Below are 17,838 nucleotides of genomic sequence, written 5' to 3'. Positions count from 1 at the left end.
AACCACAAGAAAGGAAACCCTGCGGCCCGTCGGCTCGGGTATGAGCAACTACGAAGTCGCGATGGAAGCAGCCTGGTTGGTCCGTGATGTCGAGGAGACCGACGACGCCATCGGCGTCGCGGTCAGCGAAGCCGGCAAGCGACTCAACGAGACGGACAAGCAGTACGTCGAGGTCGAACCCGGCGTCACCGGCTGTCCGGTCTGCGGGGAGCCGTTCGACGCCGCGTTCCTCGCCGCGAACACCGCTCTCGTCGGTCTCCTCTTGGAGATCGACATCTTCAACGCCGACAGCGAAGAGCACGCCGAGCGGATCGCGAAAAGCGAGGTCGGCGGCGCGCTCCGCGACGTTCCCCTCGAGGTCATCGAGGTCATCGAGACCGAGGGCGACGAGGAGGACGCCGACGTCGACGCCGGGCAGTAACCACGACCAACCGACGATAGCCGGAACGGTCGACGCGCCGCACTGATCGCGGGAGCGGCGGTCTGCGCGGCGCTCCCGCGAAATCGGTCGTCGTCGAAACCTTTTCTAATAACCCCGAGTTATTCAGCGTATGGAACTCCCGACGCCACAGGACCTCCGCGAGCGGCGGACGACGCTGGAGCTGACCCAGAGCGAACTCGCGGACGCGGCGGACGTCTCGCAGCCGCTCATCGCCCGTATCGAAGGCGGGGACGTCGACCCGCGGCTCTCGACGCTCCGGCGGATCGTCAACGCGCTGCAGGAGGCGGAGGGCGAGGTCGTTCGCGCGAGCGACCTGATGAACGAGACGGTGATCAGCGTCGCCCCCGACGACGCGGTGCGCGAGGCGGTCGACCTGATGGAGGAGGAGGCGTACTCGCAGCTCCCGGTGCTTCAGAACGGCGTCCCGGTCGGCTCGATCAGTCAGGGCGACGTGATCCACGCCGGCGAGAACGTCGGCGACCACCCGGTCAGCGAGGTGATGAGCGAGTCGTTCCCCACCGTCGCGCCGGGCGCGACCGTCGACGAGGTCCGGAACCTCCTCGACCACTACAAGGCGGTGATGGTGACCGACGGCGGCGAGACGGTCGGGATCATCACCGAGGCCGACATCGCCGCGCACCTCTCGTAAGACGCACCCGGGTCCTCACGGAGTTTGAGACGTGCCGCGACGGTGAAACTACCCCTCCCGGCGCTCAGAGAGCCGCTCCCAGATCTCCGTACAGCCGATCCCGTCCTCGATGTCGTCGAGGTGACCCGTGCCGTCGTCGGGTTCGCGATCGGGCTCTTCCGCGTCCGCGTCGTTCTCGGCGCCCTCTCGCTCCTCGTCGCTCGTCTGGGGGTCCGCCCGCTCGGTCATCGTCCCTCCTGGTCGGCGTCGAACAGTTCGGGCGCTACGTCCGCGGACGCGTGTTGTCGGTACTCGGCGTCGTCGACCCGACTAGCGGGTCGATCGCCGCTGGAGTCGGGAACCGTCTCGGTCATTACACCGTCGTAAGCGCGCACGAGTCATAAGTACCGTCACACATGTAAATCGAACCACCACTCACCGATACCGGATTTCGTGTCCGGTAGTGCGGAAGAAACTCTCACGCGGTATCGCGGCGCAGTCGTGCGATCTGTCGCATACGCGGCGTCATCGAAACGGTCGCCGATTGCGAGCACCGTCACCCATTGGGTCCTCCCGGGCGTATCGGACGTGTGACCACTCGTTTGCGCGTCCTCGACGACGGGGCGTGGATCTCCGTCAACGACGACCGAAAAGTGCGTGTCAGCGAGCTGTGGCGCCTCGACGCGCCGGATCTGTGCGAGTGTGCGCTCACCGATCTGGTCGTCGAGAACTTCCAGTCGGTCGGCGCCGACGGCTCGACCGTTGAGGTGCAGGTGTACGGCCAGTGTATCGCGTGCGGGGAGAAGGGAACCACCGGGTGGATCCCCGTCGGGCGGGTACGCGGGGGTGAGTTCGCCGAACTCGACCGATCCGCGGTCCGCCGCGTGCGACGGTGAAGATGACGGCAACACGTGCCACCGTGATGCAGCACCGCCGAATGTTGACCCGACGCGGTCGCCTATGGGGGCGTCGGCTGTAGGGGCTCTCGATGCCAACGGACGTCGAGAACTGGAAATCGGAGGTGTACGGCAACGAGATCCGCGACCGCTTGTTCGAGTTCGCCGAGGCGGGGTTCGACTCGATCCCGGACGACGAGCGCGACGCGTGGTTCGAGCGGTTCAAATGGTGGGGGCTGTACCACCAGCGGAACGGACAGGAGGGGTATTTCATGATGCGGATCGGGACCCCGAACGGCGTGCTCGAACCGGGACAGCTTCGGGTTGTCGGGGAAATCGCCGACGAGTACGCCCGCGGCCCGGGAGTGAACCCGATCTTCGGCGACGCGTACGCCGATTTCACCACCCGCCAGTCGATCCAGCTCCACTGGATCGAGCTGTCGGACGTGCCGGCGATCTTCGAGAAGTTGGAGGAGAACGGGCTCTCGACGCAGCAGGCCTGCGGGGACTCCTGGCGGAACATCGTCGGAAATCCGGTCGCGGGAAAGGACGGGCAGGAGGTGATCGACGCGTGGCCGGTGATCCGCGACCTCAACGAGCGGTTCAAAGGGGACGACGACCACGCGAACCTCCCGCGAAAGTGGAAGGTGTCCGTGACCGGGTCCGCCGACGGCTCCGGGCAGGGCGACATCAACGATCTCGCGTTCGAGCCCGCGTATAAGGCGGTCACCGGAGGAAACGGCGGCGACGGCGACGAGAGCAAGGACGCCGTCGGCTTCAACGTCCGCGTCGGCGGGGGGCTTTCGCGCAACGAGCCGCGGCTCGCCCGCGACATCGACGTCTGGGTGCCGCCGGAGAGGGTGCCGGACGTCGCCGGCGGCCTCTCCGCGCTGTTCCGCGACTACGGCGACCGCGAGGACCGGTACAACGCGCGGGTGAAGTTCCTCGTCGACGAGTGGGGCGCGGACGAGGTCCGCGAGACGCTTCAGGAGGAGTACGTCGACTTCGAACTCGAATCCGCCGGACGCGACGTTCGCGAGGAGTACACGTACAACGCCGGCGAGGGCGAGCGCAACGACCTGATCGGCGTCCACGACCAGAAGGACGGGACGAACTTCGTCGGGCTGAACGTGCTCGTCGGGCGGATGGGCGCGGACGACGTGCTCGAACTGGCGGATCTCGCCGACGAGTACGGCTCCGGCGAGGTCCGCCTCTCGCAGCGCCAGAACGTCATCGTCACCGACGTGCCGGACGCGGCGCTCGACGAGTTCCTCGACGAGCCTCTCTTGGAGCACTACTCGTCGGAGCCGTCCCCGTTCATGCGCGGTTCGGTCGCGTGTACCGGCACGGAGTTCTGCTCGCTGTCGATCGTCGAGACGAAGAACCGGCAGGTCCGGTTCGCCCGCTGGCTGAAAGCGAACGTCGACCTCCCGGCCGACGTCGACGAGTTCCACATCCACCTCTCCGGCTGTACGGCCTCGTGCGCGCAGCCCCAGATCGCCGACGTGAGCCTGCGCGGGATGAAGACCCGCAAGGACGGGGACCCGGTCGAGGCGCTCGACGTGGGCCTCGGCGGCGGGCTCGGCGAGAACCCGCAGTTCGCTCGGTGGGTCACCCAGCGCGTGCCGGTCGACGAGGTGCCCGGTGCGATCGCGAACCTGATCGAGAGCTTCGCCGCCGAGCGCGAGGAGGGCGAGTCGTTCCGGGCGTTCGTCGCCCGCCACGACGACGAGGAACTGGACGCCTTCGTCGACCCGGAAGAGACCGACTACGAGGACCCGATGATGCACAACACGAAGCGGACGTGGTACCCGTACGCCGAGGAAGACTCGATGGAGGACGCGCCGCTGACCCCGGCGGACGACTGACGATGCGAGCGACTGACTCGGAGGCGGTCCGATGAGCGATCGCCTGCTCCGCGTGAACGCTTACACGACGCTCGACCTCGTGGAGGGTCGCGCTCGCGGCCACGAGTTCGATGTCGCCGCGCCCGGCGTCGTGAACGTCACCGCGCCCAGAGAGGACCCGGAACAGGTCACGCTGGCGGTCGAACTCGACGACACGGCGCTCGGCGACCTCCCCGCCCACGCCGACGAGGTCGATCTCTCGGTGGCGCAGGCGCGGACCCTCGCCGAGGCGCTGGCGTCGACGGCGGACCGGGTCGAGGCCGCGCAAAACGGTGGTGCCAACTCTTCGTAACTGAACGGTGCGGTGGCGCGTGCCGACGAGCGGCCGTCGGCCGCGAGTCGCTTGCGGGAGGTCGCCGGCGGCACAGCCGCCGGCTGCCAGAGGCACGAAGCGCTTCGCGGCCGGGGATCTGGAGGGATTCGTTCCCGACTCGGAACCAACGATTCACCAGTGGGCGGTTGCGTCTCTGGACGCGTTTACCGTCGAGCCGAAGTTGGATATTTATAAGCGATCGAGAGCGGTATCGACGGCGACCGGTTATAGCTCCAGTCCGCGGATCGCGACGCTTCCCTCGTCGCCCTCGCCGTCTTCCACCCGCCCGATCACGCGTCCGTCGGTCTCGGCGGCCAGCGACTCGGCCGCGTCGGGGTCGACGGCGGCGACGAAGCCGGTTCCCATGTTGAACGTCCGGTGCATCTCCTCGTCGGAGACGCCCCCCTCCGACTGCACGAACTCGAAGACCGGCTGGGGGTCGAAGGCGTCCTCGACGACGTACCGGTTGGCGCCGAGCCGCGTCAGGTTGGTCCAGCCGCCCCCGGTGACGTGGGCCGCGCCGCGCACGCCGTGCTCCCGCATCGGGTCGAGCAGGTCGGTGTAGATGCGGGTCGGCTCCAGCAGCGCCTCGCCGACCGTCTCGTACCCCTCGAACGGACAGGGGTCGGTGTACTCGTGATCGCGGGTCGCGGCCTCGCGCGCGAGCGTGAGCCCGTTCGAGTGGATCCCGGAGGAGCGCCAGCCGACGAGGGCGTCGCCCGGCTCCGCCTCGCCGTCGAAGACGGCGTCCTTCGCGGCGAGGCCGGCGCAGGTCCCGGCCAGGTCGAGCCCGCGGATCACGTCGGGCATCACCGCGGTCTCGCCGCCGACGAGCTCCATGTCGGCGAGGCCGGCGCCGCGCGCGAGCCCCTCGCCGACCTGCTCGGCGAACCGCTCGTCGGGTTCGTCGACCGCGAGGTAGTCGACGAACGCGACGGGGCGGACGCCGGCGGCGACCAGGTCGTTGACGTTCATCGCGATGCAGTCGACGCCGACCGTCGAGTAGTCGCCGAGCGCCTCGGCGACGAGGAGCTTCGTCCCCACGCCGTCGGTCGCCAGCGCGAGGTAGCGGTCGCCGATGTCGAGCAGGCCGGCGTAGTCGCCCTCGCCCTCGCCGACCGCGCCGATCAACGCGGCCGTCGCCGCCTCGCTGGCGCCGATGTCGACGCCGGCGTCCGCGTAGGTGAGTTCGTCCACGGCACCGTCCCCGCCACTGCTTCCGTCGTCTCCGCCGTCGCCCTCGGTCATGTGTGTCGAGGGACGCCCGCGGAGCAAAAGCGCACCGTTCCCCGCGAGGCGGAGGTCCGCGATGTCGGTCGTCGCCGACCGCGGTGCCCGGCTCAGAACGGTCCGCCGAAGCCGAGCCCGAGCACGAACACGAGCCCGACCGTGAGCAGGACGGAGAGCGCGAAGAAGCCGGCCCACACGCCCTTGCTCCACCCGATCACGGTCTTCCCGTCGAGGGGGCCGTACGGGATCAGGTTGAACGCCGCGAGGAAGACGTTGATCGCGATCCCGCGGGAGCCGATCAGCGTGACCACCGGACTCCCGATCACGGGGCCGAGCAGGAGCGCCGGCACGAACACGACCGTGAGCAGGAGGTTGACCACCGGCCCCGCCAGCGCGATGTGACCGTGCTCACGGGGCGTCAGCCGGCCTCGGTGGTGGACCGCGCCCGGCGCGGCGAAGATGAACCCGAGGAGCGAGCTCATCACCGCCAGAAACAGCATGCTGTTGTCCGCGCGGAACTCGGCCACCTGGTCGTAGTGGACCGCGACGACCTTGTGGGCGATCTCGTGGAGCAGGAACGCGACGCCCGCGGTGAGCAGTCCGACCAGCAGCGGCGGAAAGACGCCCGCCGCGAGCAGCCGATCGAAGCCGGCGGTGCCGTTCACGAAGAAGAACGTGAACGCGACGCCGAGCGCGAGCCACGCGACCAGCAGGTCGCGGATCTCGGTCCCGCTGAAGTAGAGCCCGGCTATCCGCCGGCCCTGAACGGTTCCGCTCACGCGTTCACCTCACGGACACGCCGGGAGGCGCCCGTCCCGAGGGGCCGGATCACGCTCCCCCCGTGATCGCGCGTCGGAGCAGTTCCGCGCCGGTGCTCGCCCCTTCGATCATGAGCCGCCCCACCTCGTCGACGCCGCCAACGTCGCCGAACATCGCGGGGATGACGTACACCGCGAAGAGGAAGCTCGCGACGATGCTCCCGATGTTCGTCATCGCGACCACGACGATGAGCTTGAACAGGGGGACGTCGAGCATCGCGGAGACCAGCTCCGAAGGCGACTGCGTCTCGTCGGAGAGCAGCTCGTTGAGCTGCCCGATGTCACCGACGTTCACCGTCAGATTTCGCAGCTCGACGTAGCCCGTGAACCAGCCGGGCGCGAGCACCGGGTTGATCGAGGTCATCCACGCGACGGCGCCGCCGACCCCGGCCGAGGCCCAGCGAGCTCCCGCGAGCTTCGCGAACGCGAACGCGAACGCGCCGTTGATCAGGAACCACGCGCCGAACAGCCGGAAGAGGAACGCGTTCTCCACGCCGGCGAGCGCGAGCAGGACGAAGAAGCCGACGAAGCCGACGGTGATCGCGTAGCCGACCGCCTTCTTCCACGGGAGCCCGCGCCCGCGCTCCTTCCCGACGAGGTCCTCCATCGGCGGGAGCGAGGCGGGGTTCGCGAGATACTCTTCGATCCCCGCGCGGTGGCCCGCGCCGACGACGGCGACCACGTCGTAGCCGGCCTCGCGGAGGGCGACGAGCCGGTGGGCGATGAAGGCGTCGCGCTCGTCGATGAGCGCCTCCGCGCCGCCCGGGGAGAACTGGCGGAACTCCTCCATCATCATCGTCACCACGTCGGTGTCGGTCAGGTCCTCCATCCCGAGCTCCTCGATCCCGCCGTGTTCGGGCTCGCTGGCCCCCCGTCCGACGACGCTCATCGCGAGCGACGCGAGCACGCCGAGCGTCAGCCCCAGCGACACGCCCAGCCCGAGGCTCCCGACCGCCCGCACGGTGAATCCGCCGAGGTACGTCGCGACGATCCCGTCGATCGCGCCGACCGCGGCGGCGGTGACCCCGGCGGCGACGCCCAGCGCCGCCGCGGCGTAGAGTCGTCCGTCGGGTGAGAGCGCGACTTTCCCGACCTGATCGACCGCGACCGCGACCGCGACCGCGGCGAGCACGCCGCCGGTGACGCTCGTTAACAGCGCGTCGGTGACCCCGACGCTCCCGCCGAAGAGCCCGATCACGGGGCCGGCGAGGATCCCGACGAACAGCCCCACCAACACCCCGACGACGCGGGAGTCGGTGACGCCGAACGCGAGCCCGCCGACCATCCGTAGCTTCTCCGTGACCGACATCCGGGCCCAGAAGCGCTGGATCGTCGTCTGGATGTCCCGATCGACCAGCGCCACGTCGATGCCGAGCCCCTCGGCGACGTCGATGGCGGCCCGCATGTCGGCGCCGGGCTCGATGTCGAAGCGGTCGCCGAGCTGTGTCTGGACGTACGAGAGCATCCAGTACGCGAGGAACTGGAAGACGGTGTTCCCCCGCAGCAGGTCGCTGGCGTCGAGATCCTCCGGGCTCTCGCCGTTCATCTGTCGGTACCGCCCCTCGTCGAGCTCGACGGCGACCACGTCGGGCCGCTCGCGTTCGATCGTCTCCTCGACCTCGTCGACGGACTGCTTGGAGACGTGCGCGGTGCCGACCACCGTCACCGAGCCGTCCCCATCGCCGCCGGAGGGCGTTCCGACCGTCCCGCTCGCGGGGGTATTCTCGTCGCCGGCGGCCGCCGCCGGGTCGCTCGCCGTCGGGGGCGGGGACGCGCCGTCGGATCCCCCTGGCGTCTCTGTCATTGCCACGATGTACTTCGTCGCCGCGTTTAGGGTTTGTGAGTCGGTGACCTCCGTCTCCCACTCGATGATCCAACAAATTTGTATTCTCACGGGGCGGAGGGCCAGATATGTCGCGGCTGTTGCCCTCCCTCCCCGACGCAACCCCCGAAGACCGCGAACCCCGGGTGGTCGGCGTCGACGACGACGACGCGGACGAGCTCATCGCCGCCCTCGGCTCCGAGACGGCGCGCGAAATCCTCACGCGACTCCACGACGAGCCGGCGACCAAATCGGAGCTCGCCGACGCCGTCGACACCTCGCTCCAGAACGTCCAGTACCACCTCTCGAAGCTCGACGGCGCCGACCTCGTCGACGTCATCGACACGACCTACTCCGAGAAGGGCCGCGAGATGGACGTGTACGCGGCCGCCGACGAGCCGCTCGTGCTGTTCGCCGGCGGCTCCGAGGGGTCGCGCGGGATCAAGTCCGCCCTGATGCGACTGCTCGGCGGCTACGGGATCATCGGGCTCGCGGCGTTCGCGGCCCAACGGGTCCTCTCGGTGGCGGGACCGACGGCCCGCGTGGCCAAGAACGCGGGCGGCGACGCCGCGACCGAGGACAGCGGGGGCGGCCCGTCCATCGAGACGACGCCCGACAGCGGCGCGGGCGGAGAGGTCGACGGCACCGTCGAGTACGTCGTCGACCCGCTGGCGGAGTACGCGGTCTCGCTGCTCGAGCCGGGCGTCATCTTCTTCCTCGGCGCCGCGCTCGTGTTCACGGTCGGCTGGGCGTACTGGTACTGGGGCGGTCGCTGAGGGGGCCGCTACCCGATCGAGGCGCCGACGCCCCCGCCGGCGCTCGCGTGGGACAGCTATTCATGCCGCCGCCGCAACGATCCGGTATGGAACACGAAGCCGAGGTCGTCGGGGTCGGAGCGGGCTCCGCACCCGGCGGCGACGTGCCGGCGGTCATCTTGTCCGTTCGCAGCGAGTACGTCCCGATCTTCGTCAGCGCCGATCAGGCGCAGTCGATCGGGATGGCGCTCGAAGGCGAGCCGTTCGACCGCCCGCTGACACACGATCTCCTCGTCGACATCCTCACCGAGTTCGGGGGTGCGATCGATCGCGTCCGGGTCGACGACCTCCGGGACGGCACCTTCTACGCCAAGGTCGACGCCGAGCGGTACGAGGACGGCGAGCCGGAGCGGTTCGTCTTCGACGCGCGCCCCTCCGACGCGCTCGCGCTCGCCGTCCGGATCGACTGCCCGATCGTCGTCTCCGACGACGTGATCGACGAGGCGGGCCGGCCGCAGGACTCGGTCCAGTTCGACGACGGCACTCGAGAGGGAAGCTGACCGCCGCGCTGCCGGTCGCCCGGCAAGCCGTCACCGTTCAGGGGGTTCAAGTCGCCGGCCGTCTCACCGACGGCATGGACGAGACGGCGACGGTCGCGGAGTCGTACACCGAGATGACCGAACTGCTGTTGCCGAACGACACGAACAACCTCGAGCGGGCGCTCGGGGGCGCGGTCCTCCACTGGATGGACATCTGCGGCGCCATCGCCGGGATGCGCTTCTCGAACCGACAGGTCGTCACCGCCTCGATGGACCACGTCGACTTCATCTCGCCCATCGAGATGGGCGAAGTCGCCGTGATCGAGGGGTACGTGTTCAACGTCGGGCGAACGAGCCTCGACGTGAAGGTTCACGTCAGCGCGGAGAACCCTCGAACCGACGAGCGCCGCCGGACGACGACCTCCTACTTCACGTTCGTGGCGCTCGACGACGAGGGGACTCCGGCGAGCGTGCCGGAACTGACCGCACCCACCGAGGAGGAGGAGGCGCTGCGCGACGACGCGATCGAGGGGCGCCGCGAGCAGCTCCGGGAGGTCGTCGAGCGGTACGACCTGTAGCCGGCGGTCGGGCCGACGAGCGCTGACGAGCGCCCCCGATCGCTCACTGAGTCGCGTTCGCGTCGGTGACGGCGCCGGCGGCCGATGCCGTCGACCCGCCGACCACGTCGACGGCTCCGCCGGCCTCCGCGACTGCGGCCTCGTGCGCCTCGCGGACCAGCGCCGCGAGGTCGGCGGGGGGACTGGTCCCCGCCGCGAGGTGGCTCCCGCAGTCGCAGTCGGACGCGCCGAAGCCGTCGACCGGGCCCGCCGGGAGCCGGTCGGCGACCGCACACTCCACGTCGCCCCCGACGCTTCGCACGACGCGGTCGATGCGGGCGTCGGGGTGTCCGAGCAGGTGGTCGACGTGCCAGTGGCGCACGTCGTGTTCGCCGCGGGCGGTGCGCCGGTGGCGGTCGACGCGCGAGAACCCCCCGGCGCCGAGCGCGCTGCCCGTGTACGCGTAGGCGCCGGATTCGAACCGGTGTTCGCCGAGCGCACCGACCTCGATCGTCGCCGGCGCCGTGAGCTCGACGACGAGGGTGTAGGTGCCGCCCGCGTCGCTTCCGAGGTCGGTGCTCCCGCTCCCGTCCCCGCTCACGACAGCGCCTCCGGCGGCTCGCTCGCCGCCGAGCGGAGGTCGTCCACGAGCTCGCTCGCGGCGTCGGTCAGCTGATACGTCTCGTGCACGTCGTCCGGGTCGCGACCCCGCCCCGACAGTGCCCCGACGACGCCGGCGATCCGGTCGTAGTTGTCGCGCACGAGCCCGCCGACGATTCCCGGCGTTCCCGCCCGATCGGCCAACTCCTGGGCCGCCGAGCGCCCGGCGTACACCCGCCGTTCGCCGGGGTCGACGAACACCATCGCGAACGGGCGAGCGCCGAACTGCGCGTCGAGGAACTCCCCGACCGGATCGGCCTCCCACGGGACCGCGACGACGCCCTCTAACCGCCGGAGCGCCACGGCGGCCACGGAACAGTACGGGCAGTCGCCGTCGAAGATCAGCACCGGCGCGTCCGGGTCGGTGTCCATACCTGCGGGTACGCGCTCCGGCGGCTTAAGCGGCCTGCCGGGGCGGCTTCGGGCGTCGGTGCGGCGTCAAAAACGGCTGAGTTTCGGCGGTCCACGGCGGACCGAACGGGCTGGTTAGTGCGAGTGGCCGAGGGCGTCTTCGAGCGACTGACCGAAGCGCTCCTCGAACAGCTCCGCGGCGGTGTCGTTCATCTCCCCGATGTCGTCGGGCACCTCGCCCTCGCTGTGGTGGGCGATGACGTGGGCCTGCTGGGCCATCGCCTGCACCACGACGTCGCTGACGACGCGGGTCGGCTCCTCGCCCTGCTGGCTGAGCACGTCGACGAGGCCGGCGGGCAGTTCGAAGGACTCCTCGTTGCCGTCGGGATCGGTGACGGTGTACGTCTCGGTGTCTCCCATACCCGTCGGACGGGGGCCGTACATAAGGGTCTGTGGAAACCGGGCGCGGGGCGGGTTGGCCGAGGGAACCTCACCGGCGGTGAGCGCCGCGCTCGGCGGTCGCGCCGGTGTCGCTCCGGCCGCCTTCACCCGTGTGCCGAGATCGCCTTCACCGAGAAGCCGGAGCCGACGATGCTCGCGAGGTACACCGCGATGGCCGTCACGACGATGGACCCGCCGGAGGGGAGCCCGAGGCCGATGGAGACGGCGAAGCCGCCGATCACCGACAGCTGGCCGAAGATCACCGCGAGATACATCGTCTCGCGGAAGCTCCGGGCGATCTGCGAGGCGGCCGCGACGGGGACGACGAGCATCGCCGCGACGAGGATGACGCCGAGCACCTGCATCGCGCCCACGACGACGACCGCGGTCAACACCACGAGCAGGGTGTTGTAGCCGGTGACGTTGAGCTGGGCGACCCGCGCGGCCTGCTCGTCGAAGGTGATGAACAGCAGCTGTTTGTACGTCAGCGCCACGCCGGCGACGACGAGGAGGGAGAGCGCGCCCATCAGCCGCGCGCCCTCGGCCGTGACGACCGCGAGGTTCCCGAACAGGTACCCCTCGATGTTGATCGCCGTCAGCCCGCGGCCGTAGCTGACGATCAGCGTGCCGACCGCGAAGCTCCCGCTGAGCATGATCGCGATCGGCACGTCGCCGTAGGCGTCGGTGCGCTCGGTGAGCCACTGTACCACGAGCGCGCCGAGGATCCCGACGACCAGGGCGATCAGCAGCAGCGAGCCGTTCCACCCAGTCGTCGCGTTGACGAGGATCCCGATCGCGACGCCCGCGAACGCGGTGTGCGCGAGCGTCTCGCCGATCAGCGCCATCTCGCGGTGGACGAGGAACGACCCCACGAGCGGCGCGACGACGCCGACGAGCACGCCGACCGCCATCGACTGCCACATGATCGGATGCCGGAACACGTTCGTCCCGAGGGCGGCGTCCATCCCCCGCCCGAACGACCGGAACGCCGCGTACAGCTGGTTCGCGACCGGGAAGTCCCGTGCCCAGTAGAGCAGGAGGAACCCGAGCATGCCGAGCGCGACGAACGCGGTGAGGCCGATGCCGGCGAGTTCGACCCGCCGCCGGAGCCCGCGGTCCGGCCTCGCCTCCATGCCCGTTTCCGCGTCTGCGTCCCGCGGACCCGAGGGTGTGTCTCCGCTCATCAGTGGTGGTGGTGGACGACCTGTCCGGTGGTGCCGTACGCCTCCGCGAGGGCGTCGCTCTCGACGAACGACTCGGTGTCCCCGTGGTGGTACAGCTCGGTGTTGATACAGGCGATGCGGTTCGCGCGGTCGGTGACGACGCCGATGTCGTGCTCGATGAGGATGATGGTGATCCCCTCGCCGTTCAGCTCGTCGAGGAGGGCGTAGAAGGCGTCGCGCGACTCGGCGTCGACGCCGACGGTCGGTTCGTCGAGCGCGAGGAGGTCCGCGTCGCTCGCGAGGGCCCGGGCGATGTACGCCCGCTGTTTCTGCCCCCCTGACAGCTCCGAGACGAGCCGGTCGGCGAGGTCGACGATGCCGACCGTCTCGATCGCGTCCGCGACGGCCGCGCGGTCGGCCTCGGAGAGCCGCCCCCGGCCGGCGTGCGCGAACCGTCCCATCGTGACGCACTCGCGGACGGTGACCGGCATCGCGCCGCCCCGGCTCGTCGCCTTCTGGGAGACGTAGCCGATCCGGCCGCCGTCGTCGAACTCGTCGACCGGTCGGCCGAACAGCTCGACGGAGCCCTCGTCGGGCTCGTGGAGCCCGAGCATGAGGTGGAGCAGGGTGGTCTTCCCGGAGCCGTTCGGTCCGACGAGCCCGAGGAAGTCGCCCTCCTCGACCGTCAGAGAGACGTCTCTCACGGCGACGGTGTCGCCGTAGGCGAACGTCACGCCGTCGAGGTCGACGATTGCGGTCACTGCGTGTACCCGTTCTGGGTCGCCCGAACGTTTAGCTCTTTTAGTCCGTCGTCGGCGCCGGGGGTCGCCCGCCGCTCCTCCACCGTCCCGCTCACTGCGCGCCGAACGCCCGTTCGAACGCGGGCACGTTTACCTCGGTCATCTGTTCGAGGTAGCCGTAGCCGGCGTCGTTCCACTCCTCCGTGGTGCCGCCGGCCGGCGAGACAGCGGTCGCCTCCGTCGCGTCGCTGTTCTCGACGATCGTCTCGGCAAGCCGGGTCGACTCGAAGCGGTCGTAGAGGATCGTGTCGATCCCCCCGTCGTTCACCAGCTCGATGGTGTCGGCGATCTCGCTCTGGCTCGGCTCGTTCTGCGGCGAGACGCCGACCGGCGAGTGGAGCCGGAACCCGTAGCGCGCCTCCAGGTACTGGAAGGAGTTGTGGCCCGCGATGACGGCCACGTCGCGGGCGGCGTCCTCGGCGATCGACTCGAAGGCGGCGTCGACCTCGCCGAGCTCCTCGGCGTACGCGGCCGCGTTATCGGCGTAGGCATCGGCGTTGTCGGGATCGGCCTCACCGAGCCCGGTCGCGATGGTCTCGACCATGTCGGCCGCCAACACCGGATCGACCCAGACGTGGGGGTCGTACTGGCGGTCGTCGTGAGTCTCTTCGTCGTGAGTTTCCTCGTCGTGAGTCCCTTCGTCATGCCCGTCCTCGCCGTCCTCCCCCCCGTGCGAGTGGTTCCACTCCAAGAGGTCGTCTTCGACGTCGGCGAGCGCGTCGATGACGGCGACGGAGTCGTAGTCCGCCTCCAGCGTCGCGGCGAGGTCCTGCGCCCACGAGAACTCGGGGTTGTCGAGGTAGACGAACGCGTCGGTCGAGGCCACGTCGGTCGCGAGGGTGCCGTCGGGGGTCCAGCCGTGGCCGAGGCGCCCGACCTCGACGGGGCTTTCGAAGCTCGCGCGGTCCCCGGCGACCACGTTCGCCCAGTCGTTGAGCGTGAAGAAGGCGGTGTACCCGCCGTCGAACCCGGCACTGCCCTCGTCTGCGGCGTCCGAACAGCCGGCGAGGGAGGCCGCCGCGCCGGCGGCCACCAGCCCCGCTCCGCGTGTCAGCACCGATCGACGTGAGTGTGTCATACCTACTGCTACCGCAGTTTAACAGAAAAGGATTGTTATTTCACAATAGAAATTTAATAACTCACTGGGTCGAGAGCGGGGGCGATTAACAACGACGGGTCTGCGGGCGGTCCTCGCGGGCGGGCGGCTCGCGAACCGCTCACTCGGTGAGGTCGACGACCGTCGCTCCGGCGAGGTCGGCTAACGCGTCCGGGGAGACCGCGAACAGCGCGCTCGGCGTTCCCGCCGCGCCGTACACCGTGTCGTACTCCGTGAGCGTCGGATCGAAGACCGTCGGGAGCGCCGCGTCGTGACAGACCGGCGGGACGCCGCCGATGCTCCACCCGACGACCTCGCGGATCTGCCCTGGATCCGCCATCGTCGCCGCGGTCGCGCCGAACCGCTCCGCGACCGCGTCGAGGTCGAGTCGGTTCGCGCCGCTCGTGATCGCCGCGATCAGGTCGTCCGGTCCCGCCTCCCGTTCCGGCTCCGAGAGCGACACCACGATGGTGGAGGCGATCGCCGCGGTGTCACAGCCGACGGCGTCGGCGGCCGCGGCCGCCGTCTTCGTCCCCGCGTCGAACTCCACCACCTCGAGGTCGATGTCGTGTCGATCCCGCGCTCGCTCCGCGAACTCCGCCGCGCGTTCGTGCATGCCGGCACAGAGGGACGGGAGCCGGCATCAACCCCTCGGATGCGGTACTATGCGGGTCGGTCGAAACAGAGTAGCCGAATCGGGGTCGCCGAAAGCGACAGTCGAAGCCGTCGCCGGTCAGCGCGTCCGCAGATCGTCTTTGTCCTTGATCACGCGGGCGTCGCCCTCGCCGGACGTGACCTCGTTGACGAGGTCGTACAGGTCGTTCTGCAGGCCGGCCGGGAAGGTGAGCACGCCGACCCACGACCCGTCGTTCTGCCACTCCTCGCGTTCGAGGTCGCCGAACTCGCGGATCTGCGCCTGTCCGGATCCGGCGTAGTCGGCGGGGAGTTGGACCGCCATCGTCACCTCCTCGAACCGGATCGGGATGACGGGGCGGAGCGCCTCGAGGGCGTCGTCGACCTGATTCTCGACCGGCTCCATCGGATCGATCTGGAAGCCAGCCTCTTCGAGGGCGCGCTCGATGCGCTCGGGCGGGTGCGGCGAGTCGTCCATCTGCGGGTTCACCGCGTTGCGCGTGATGGTGGTGACGAGCTGGTTGTGCTTGCGCTCCATCATCTCCTCGCGCTGCTCGGCGGTGATCTGGATCTCTCCGCGTTCGACGACTTCGGGGATGATCGCCAGCGGATCGGTCGTGCCGAACACGGTCTCCAAGTCCTCCTCGGCCGGACGGTCGCCCCGGGACGCGTTCTCGAACACGTCCTCGGCGGCGATCACGTCCTCCAACTCGCCCTCGAACTCCCCGCGTTTCATCGCGAGCGCGGCGTCCGGGTCGATCAGCACTTCGAACCGTTCGCCGTGCGACTCCAGTCGGGCCGTCACGGCTTCGTCGAGCGATATCATACCCCCCGATACCACCCCTACACTGAAAAAGCCCCCCGCGACGCGCCGCGGGGAGGTCCCTCCGTCGCGGCCTTCTCCTCGATCTCGCTTTCGCCCCCCGCGTCACTTCCCCGCCGAGGCTCGCTCGTCGGTCCACTCGTCCCGACAGCCCTGCGAACAGAACTGTCGATGCACCGCGTCGTCGCCGTCGACCCACGTCACCGTCCGGCGCCCGGTGCCGAGCGCCGGTTCCCCACAGGCCGCACAGCGCGGCGCGGACTCCTCGTCGATGTCCCCCTCGAGGTCGGAAGTCGGATCTACCATACCCGTCCGTACACCTCCGGACACTTGAACCTGCGAAGGGCGGCAGTTCTGGCCGAGCGGCCCGGGCTCACCGACCGACCGGGGGTCACCGACCGACCGGGCGACCGTCGTCTCTTTCGTGTTACCGCCCCCCGTCGCTCCGCTTCGCCCCGTCGCTCCGCCCCCGTCGCTTCCCGGCCGACGCCGGGGTCAGCGAGGGGTGTTCGACCGCGAGCTCCGCGTTCGCCGCCGGGTCGATGAGCGTCCGCTCGCGGCCGTCCGACCACCGGATGTCCACCCGAACCGGGGTCGACCCGCCGAGCCCGAAGTGCGCGACCGGCTCGGTCTGGCAGAGGCAGCCGCCGCCGGCGTCGACGGTGCGGCGCTGGACGCCGTCGGTCGTTTCGAGCCGAACCACGGCACCGCGCGCGGGCGCTCCGTGACGCGTGGTCGGCCGGACGCGAAGCCACCCGGCGTCTGCTGCGGTCGGGTCCTTGTACACCGAGATCGGTTGAGCCGCGACTTCGCCGTGGACCACGATCAGTTCGAGCACGCCGTCCCGGTCGATGTCGGCCGCGACCGCGCCGGTCCCGAACCCGTCCGGCTCGGCGGCAGGCCCCGGCCCCACACGGGACCAGCGCGCGCCGTCCGTCTCGTCGCGGGTCACGCCGCCGCGGGCGAAGAGCCGATTCGGCTCTCCCGAGGCGTTGAAGAACAGCTCCTCCCGGCCGTCGTTGTCGAAGTCGGCGGCGACGACGGTCCGGACTCGCCCGGTGTCTCGGAGCGCTGGCGGCGCGGCATCGGCAAACCCCCCGTCGGGCGTTTGCCGGAGGAGCCGGTTCGGCCCGCTCTCGTTGCCGACCGCGAACGCGAACCGACCCCCCTCGTCGACGAGGGCGGCGCCCCGCGTGTCGCCCGCCGGGTCCGAGAGCGCCGCGCCGCCGTCGGCGCTGTCGTAGTGACCCCTGTCGTTTCGGAACAGCCGGTTCGGCCCGCGCTCGACGCCCGCGAACAGGTCGCCCTCCCCCGAGCAGTGCGGCACCGCGAGCAGGGACCGGCATCCCCCTTCGACCTCCAGGCCGACCGCGTCGGCCATGTCCGTGATCTCCCCGTCGTCGCCGATCTCGTAGAAGGAGAGGGGGGCGGCGTATCCGGAGACGGCGACTCCGTAGCGCCCGGTCCCGAGCCGGTCGAGCGCGGCGACCGACCGCCCGGCGCGGACGGCGAGCCGGTCCGCGTTCACGTCGAGCGCGAACAGGTCGGTCCACCGGTAGCGCTCGGACTCGAGCCGGTTCAGGAGGAGGTCCGGATCGCCGCCGCCGTCGACGCCCTTGGTGCAGTTGTGGACGTACACCTCCTCGCAGCCGTCGGCGTCGAGGTCGGCCGCGCACACGCCCATCCCGTGTCGGGTCCCGTCGGCGACGATGCCGCAGGCCGTGTCGACGAAGCGGTCGCCGTCGCGGGCGTACAGCCGGTTGGGCTCCCCGTACCCCGCGACGAACACGAGCGGTCCCTCTCGGCCGGGCGTCACCGCGACGCCGTACCCACGAACTGGGTCGTCGTCCGCGACGAGGTCGGACCGCTCGGTGAACATGGCCGTCCGTCACCGCTCGGGGAATAAGAACTCACGGGTCCGCCCGGGGACAGCCTTATATATGCGCTCGCGACCGAGCGCGCTC

The 17,838-nt window shown here is 70.1% G+C and carries 23 protein-coding genes; 8 read left to right on the top strand and 15 right to left on the bottom strand.

Translation table 11 applies throughout. The annotated features are described in order from the left end of the window. Nucleotides 1-40: 40 nt before the first annotated feature. Together ACT4MF_RS01205 and relB are read left to right on the top strand one after the other, a co-directional pair. Nucleotides 41-421, top strand: a complete 381-nt coding sequence (locus ACT4MF_RS01205; protein WP_099255021.1) for a DUF555 domain-containing protein — start codon at nucleotides 41-43, stop codon at nucleotides 419-421. Between the two features lie 130 nt (nucleotides 422-551). Then, nucleotides 552-1,091 carry a type II toxin-antitoxin system RelB family anti-toxin gene (gene relB, locus ACT4MF_RS01200; protein WP_099255020.1) on the top strand — a complete coding sequence of 180 codons (540 nt, stop codon included), beginning with the start codon at nucleotides 552-554 and terminating at the stop codon, nucleotides 1,089-1,091. 48 nt (nucleotides 1,092-1,139) lie between these two features. Here the strand turns inward: relB and ACT4MF_RS01195 are convergent, their stop codons facing one another. Together ACT4MF_RS01195 and ACT4MF_RS01190 are read right to left on the bottom strand one after the other, a co-directional pair. Further along, nucleotides 1,140-1,319, bottom strand: coding sequence for a DUF8595 family protein (locus tag ACT4MF_RS01195; protein WP_444681482.1), 180 nt, complete (start codon nucleotides 1,317-1,319; stop codon nucleotides 1,140-1,142). After that, nucleotides 1,316-1,444: a hypothetical protein gene (locus ACT4MF_RS01190; RefSeq protein WP_275539512.1), complete on the bottom strand. Its 129-nt coding sequence runs from the start codon at nucleotides 1,442-1,444 to the stop codon at nucleotides 1,316-1,318. The genes ACT4MF_RS01195 and ACT4MF_RS01190 overlap by 4 nt, the downstream gene beginning before the upstream one ends. A gap of 216 nt (nucleotides 1,445-1,660) precedes the next feature. On the opposite strand from ACT4MF_RS01190, the gene ACT4MF_RS01185 reads away from it, so the two are divergent. The 3 genes from ACT4MF_RS01185 (at nucleotide 1,661) to ACT4MF_RS01175 (ending at nucleotide 4,165) form a co-directional block, all read left to right on the top strand. Continuing rightward, nucleotides 1,661-1,966, top strand: coding sequence for a DUF8134 family protein (locus tag ACT4MF_RS01185; protein WP_180271745.1), 306 nt, complete (start codon nucleotides 1,661-1,663; stop codon nucleotides 1,964-1,966). Between the two features lie 92 nt (nucleotides 1,967-2,058). Further along, nucleotides 2,059-3,834, top strand: a complete 1,776-nt coding sequence (locus ACT4MF_RS01180; protein ID WP_444681481.1) for a nitrite/sulfite reductase — start codon at nucleotides 2,059-2,061, stop codon at nucleotides 3,832-3,834. 31 nt (nucleotides 3,835-3,865) lie between these two features. Continuing rightward, nucleotides 3,866-4,165, top strand: coding sequence for a DUF6360 family protein (locus ACT4MF_RS01175; protein ID WP_099255016.1), 300 nt, complete (start codon nucleotides 3,866-3,868; stop codon nucleotides 4,163-4,165). Nucleotides 4,166-4,411: 246 nt separating this feature from the next. Here the strand turns inward: ACT4MF_RS01175 and purM are convergent, their stop codons facing one another. From purM to ACT4MF_RS01160, 3 genes are all read right to left on the bottom strand, one after another. Next, nucleotides 4,412-5,434, bottom strand: coding sequence for a phosphoribosylformylglycinamidine cyclo-ligase (purM, locus tag ACT4MF_RS01170; protein WP_099255015.1), 1,023 nt, complete (start codon nucleotides 5,432-5,434; stop codon nucleotides 4,412-4,414). A 92-nt stretch (nucleotides 5,435-5,526) separates the two neighbouring features. Then, a complete protein-coding gene (locus ACT4MF_RS01165; protein ID WP_099255014.1) occupies nucleotides 5,527-6,195 on the bottom strand; it encodes a zinc metalloprotease in 669 nt (222 codons plus the stop codon). A gap of 49 nt (nucleotides 6,196-6,244) precedes the next feature. Then, nucleotides 6,245-8,038: a TraB/GumN family protein gene (locus tag ACT4MF_RS01160; protein ID WP_099255013.1), complete on the bottom strand. Its 1,794-nt coding sequence runs from the start codon at nucleotides 8,036-8,038 to the stop codon at nucleotides 6,245-6,247. A gap of 107 nt (nucleotides 8,039-8,145) precedes the next feature. Here ACT4MF_RS01160 and ACT4MF_RS01155 point away from each other — a divergent pair, with 107 nt between their 5' ends. The 3 genes from ACT4MF_RS01155 to ACT4MF_RS01145 all read left to right on the top strand — a co-directional run bounded on the left by ACT4MF_RS01155 (nucleotide 8,146) and on the right by ACT4MF_RS01145 (nucleotide 9,928). Further along, nucleotides 8,146-8,832 carry an ArsR/SmtB family transcription factor gene (locus ACT4MF_RS01155; RefSeq protein WP_099255012.1) on the top strand — a complete coding sequence of 229 codons (687 nt, stop codon included), beginning with the start codon at nucleotides 8,146-8,148 and terminating at the stop codon, nucleotides 8,830-8,832. A gap of 86 nt (nucleotides 8,833-8,918) precedes the next feature. Next, the gene (locus ACT4MF_RS01150; protein ID WP_099255011.1) at nucleotides 8,919-9,371 is read left to right on the top strand and encodes a bifunctional nuclease family protein; all 453 of its coding nucleotides are present in this window, start codon (nucleotides 8,919-8,921) and stop codon (nucleotides 9,369-9,371) included. A gap of 74 nt (nucleotides 9,372-9,445) precedes the next feature. Next, nucleotides 9,446-9,928 (top strand): acyl-CoA thioesterase, encoded by a 483-nt coding sequence (locus ACT4MF_RS01145; protein WP_099255010.1) that lies wholly within the window; start codon nucleotides 9,446-9,448, stop codon nucleotides 9,926-9,928. Nucleotides 9,929-9,971: 43 nt separating this feature from the next. Here ACT4MF_RS01145 and ACT4MF_RS01140 read toward each other — a convergent pair whose 3' ends face one another. The 10 genes from ACT4MF_RS01140 to ACT4MF_RS01095 all read right to left on the bottom strand — a co-directional run bounded on the left by ACT4MF_RS01140 (nucleotide 9,972) and on the right by ACT4MF_RS01095 (nucleotide 17,753). Further along, complete coding sequence (locus ACT4MF_RS01140) at nucleotides 9,972-10,508, bottom strand: GIY-YIG nuclease family protein (protein ID WP_444681480.1); 537 nt, start codon at nucleotides 10,506-10,508, stop codon at nucleotides 9,972-9,974. Next, a complete protein-coding gene (locus tag ACT4MF_RS01135; protein ID WP_099255008.1) occupies nucleotides 10,505-10,939 on the bottom strand; it encodes a thioredoxin domain-containing protein in 435 nt (144 codons plus the stop codon). The genes ACT4MF_RS01140 and ACT4MF_RS01135 overlap by 4 nt, the downstream gene beginning before the upstream one ends. Nucleotides 10,940-11,053: 114 nt before the next feature. Next, on the bottom strand, nucleotides 11,054-11,338 hold the full coding sequence (locus ACT4MF_RS01130; protein WP_444681479.1) for a DUF7545 family protein: 285 nt from the start codon (nucleotides 11,336-11,338) through the stop codon (nucleotides 11,054-11,056). 125 nt (nucleotides 11,339-11,463) lie between these two features. After that, a complete protein-coding gene (locus ACT4MF_RS01125) occupies nucleotides 11,464-12,543 on the bottom strand; it encodes a metal ABC transporter permease (protein ID WP_444681478.1) in 1,080 nt (359 codons plus the stop codon). Then, on the bottom strand, nucleotides 12,543-13,283 hold the full coding sequence (locus tag ACT4MF_RS01120) for a metal ABC transporter ATP-binding protein (RefSeq protein ID WP_099255006.1): 741 nt from the start codon (nucleotides 13,281-13,283) through the stop codon (nucleotides 12,543-12,545). The genes ACT4MF_RS01125 and ACT4MF_RS01120 overlap by 1 nt, the downstream gene beginning before the upstream one ends. A 91-nt stretch (nucleotides 13,284-13,374) precedes the next feature. Continuing rightward, complete coding sequence (locus ACT4MF_RS01115; protein ID WP_099255005.1) at nucleotides 13,375-14,400, bottom strand: metal ABC transporter solute-binding protein, Zn/Mn family; 1,026 nt, start codon at nucleotides 14,398-14,400, stop codon at nucleotides 13,375-13,377. A gap of 139 nt (nucleotides 14,401-14,539) precedes the next feature. Then, a complete protein-coding gene (locus ACT4MF_RS01110; RefSeq protein ID WP_099255004.1) occupies nucleotides 14,540-15,034 on the bottom strand; it encodes a YbaK/EbsC family protein in 495 nt (164 codons plus the stop codon). Between the two features lie 117 nt (nucleotides 15,035-15,151). Next, the gene (locus ACT4MF_RS01105; RefSeq protein WP_099255003.1) at nucleotides 15,152-15,877 is read right to left on the bottom strand and encodes a ribosome assembly factor SBDS; all 726 of its coding nucleotides are present in this window, start codon (nucleotides 15,875-15,877) and stop codon (nucleotides 15,152-15,154) included. A gap of 102 nt (nucleotides 15,878-15,979) precedes the next feature. Next, on the bottom strand, nucleotides 15,980-16,180 hold the full coding sequence (locus tag ACT4MF_RS01100; protein WP_099255002.1) for a DUF7576 family protein: 201 nt from the start codon (nucleotides 16,178-16,180) through the stop codon (nucleotides 15,980-15,982). A 121-nt stretch (nucleotides 16,181-16,301) separates the two neighbouring features. Then, a complete protein-coding gene (locus ACT4MF_RS01095) occupies nucleotides 16,302-17,753 on the bottom strand; it encodes a CRTAC1 family protein (RefSeq protein ID WP_444681477.1) in 1,452 nt (483 codons plus the stop codon). Between the last annotated feature and the right edge of the window lie 85 nt (nucleotides 17,754-17,838).

It is taken from the genome of Halorubrum sp. FL23 (assembly GCF_052439115.2).
Taxonomy (GTDB): domain Archaea; phylum Halobacteriota; class Halobacteria; order Halobacteriales; family Haloferacaceae; genus Halorubrum; species Halorubrum persicum.
The sequence above is the reverse complement of the archived record's forward strand: the minus strand, read 5'-3'. Positions and strand labels throughout refer to the sequence as shown.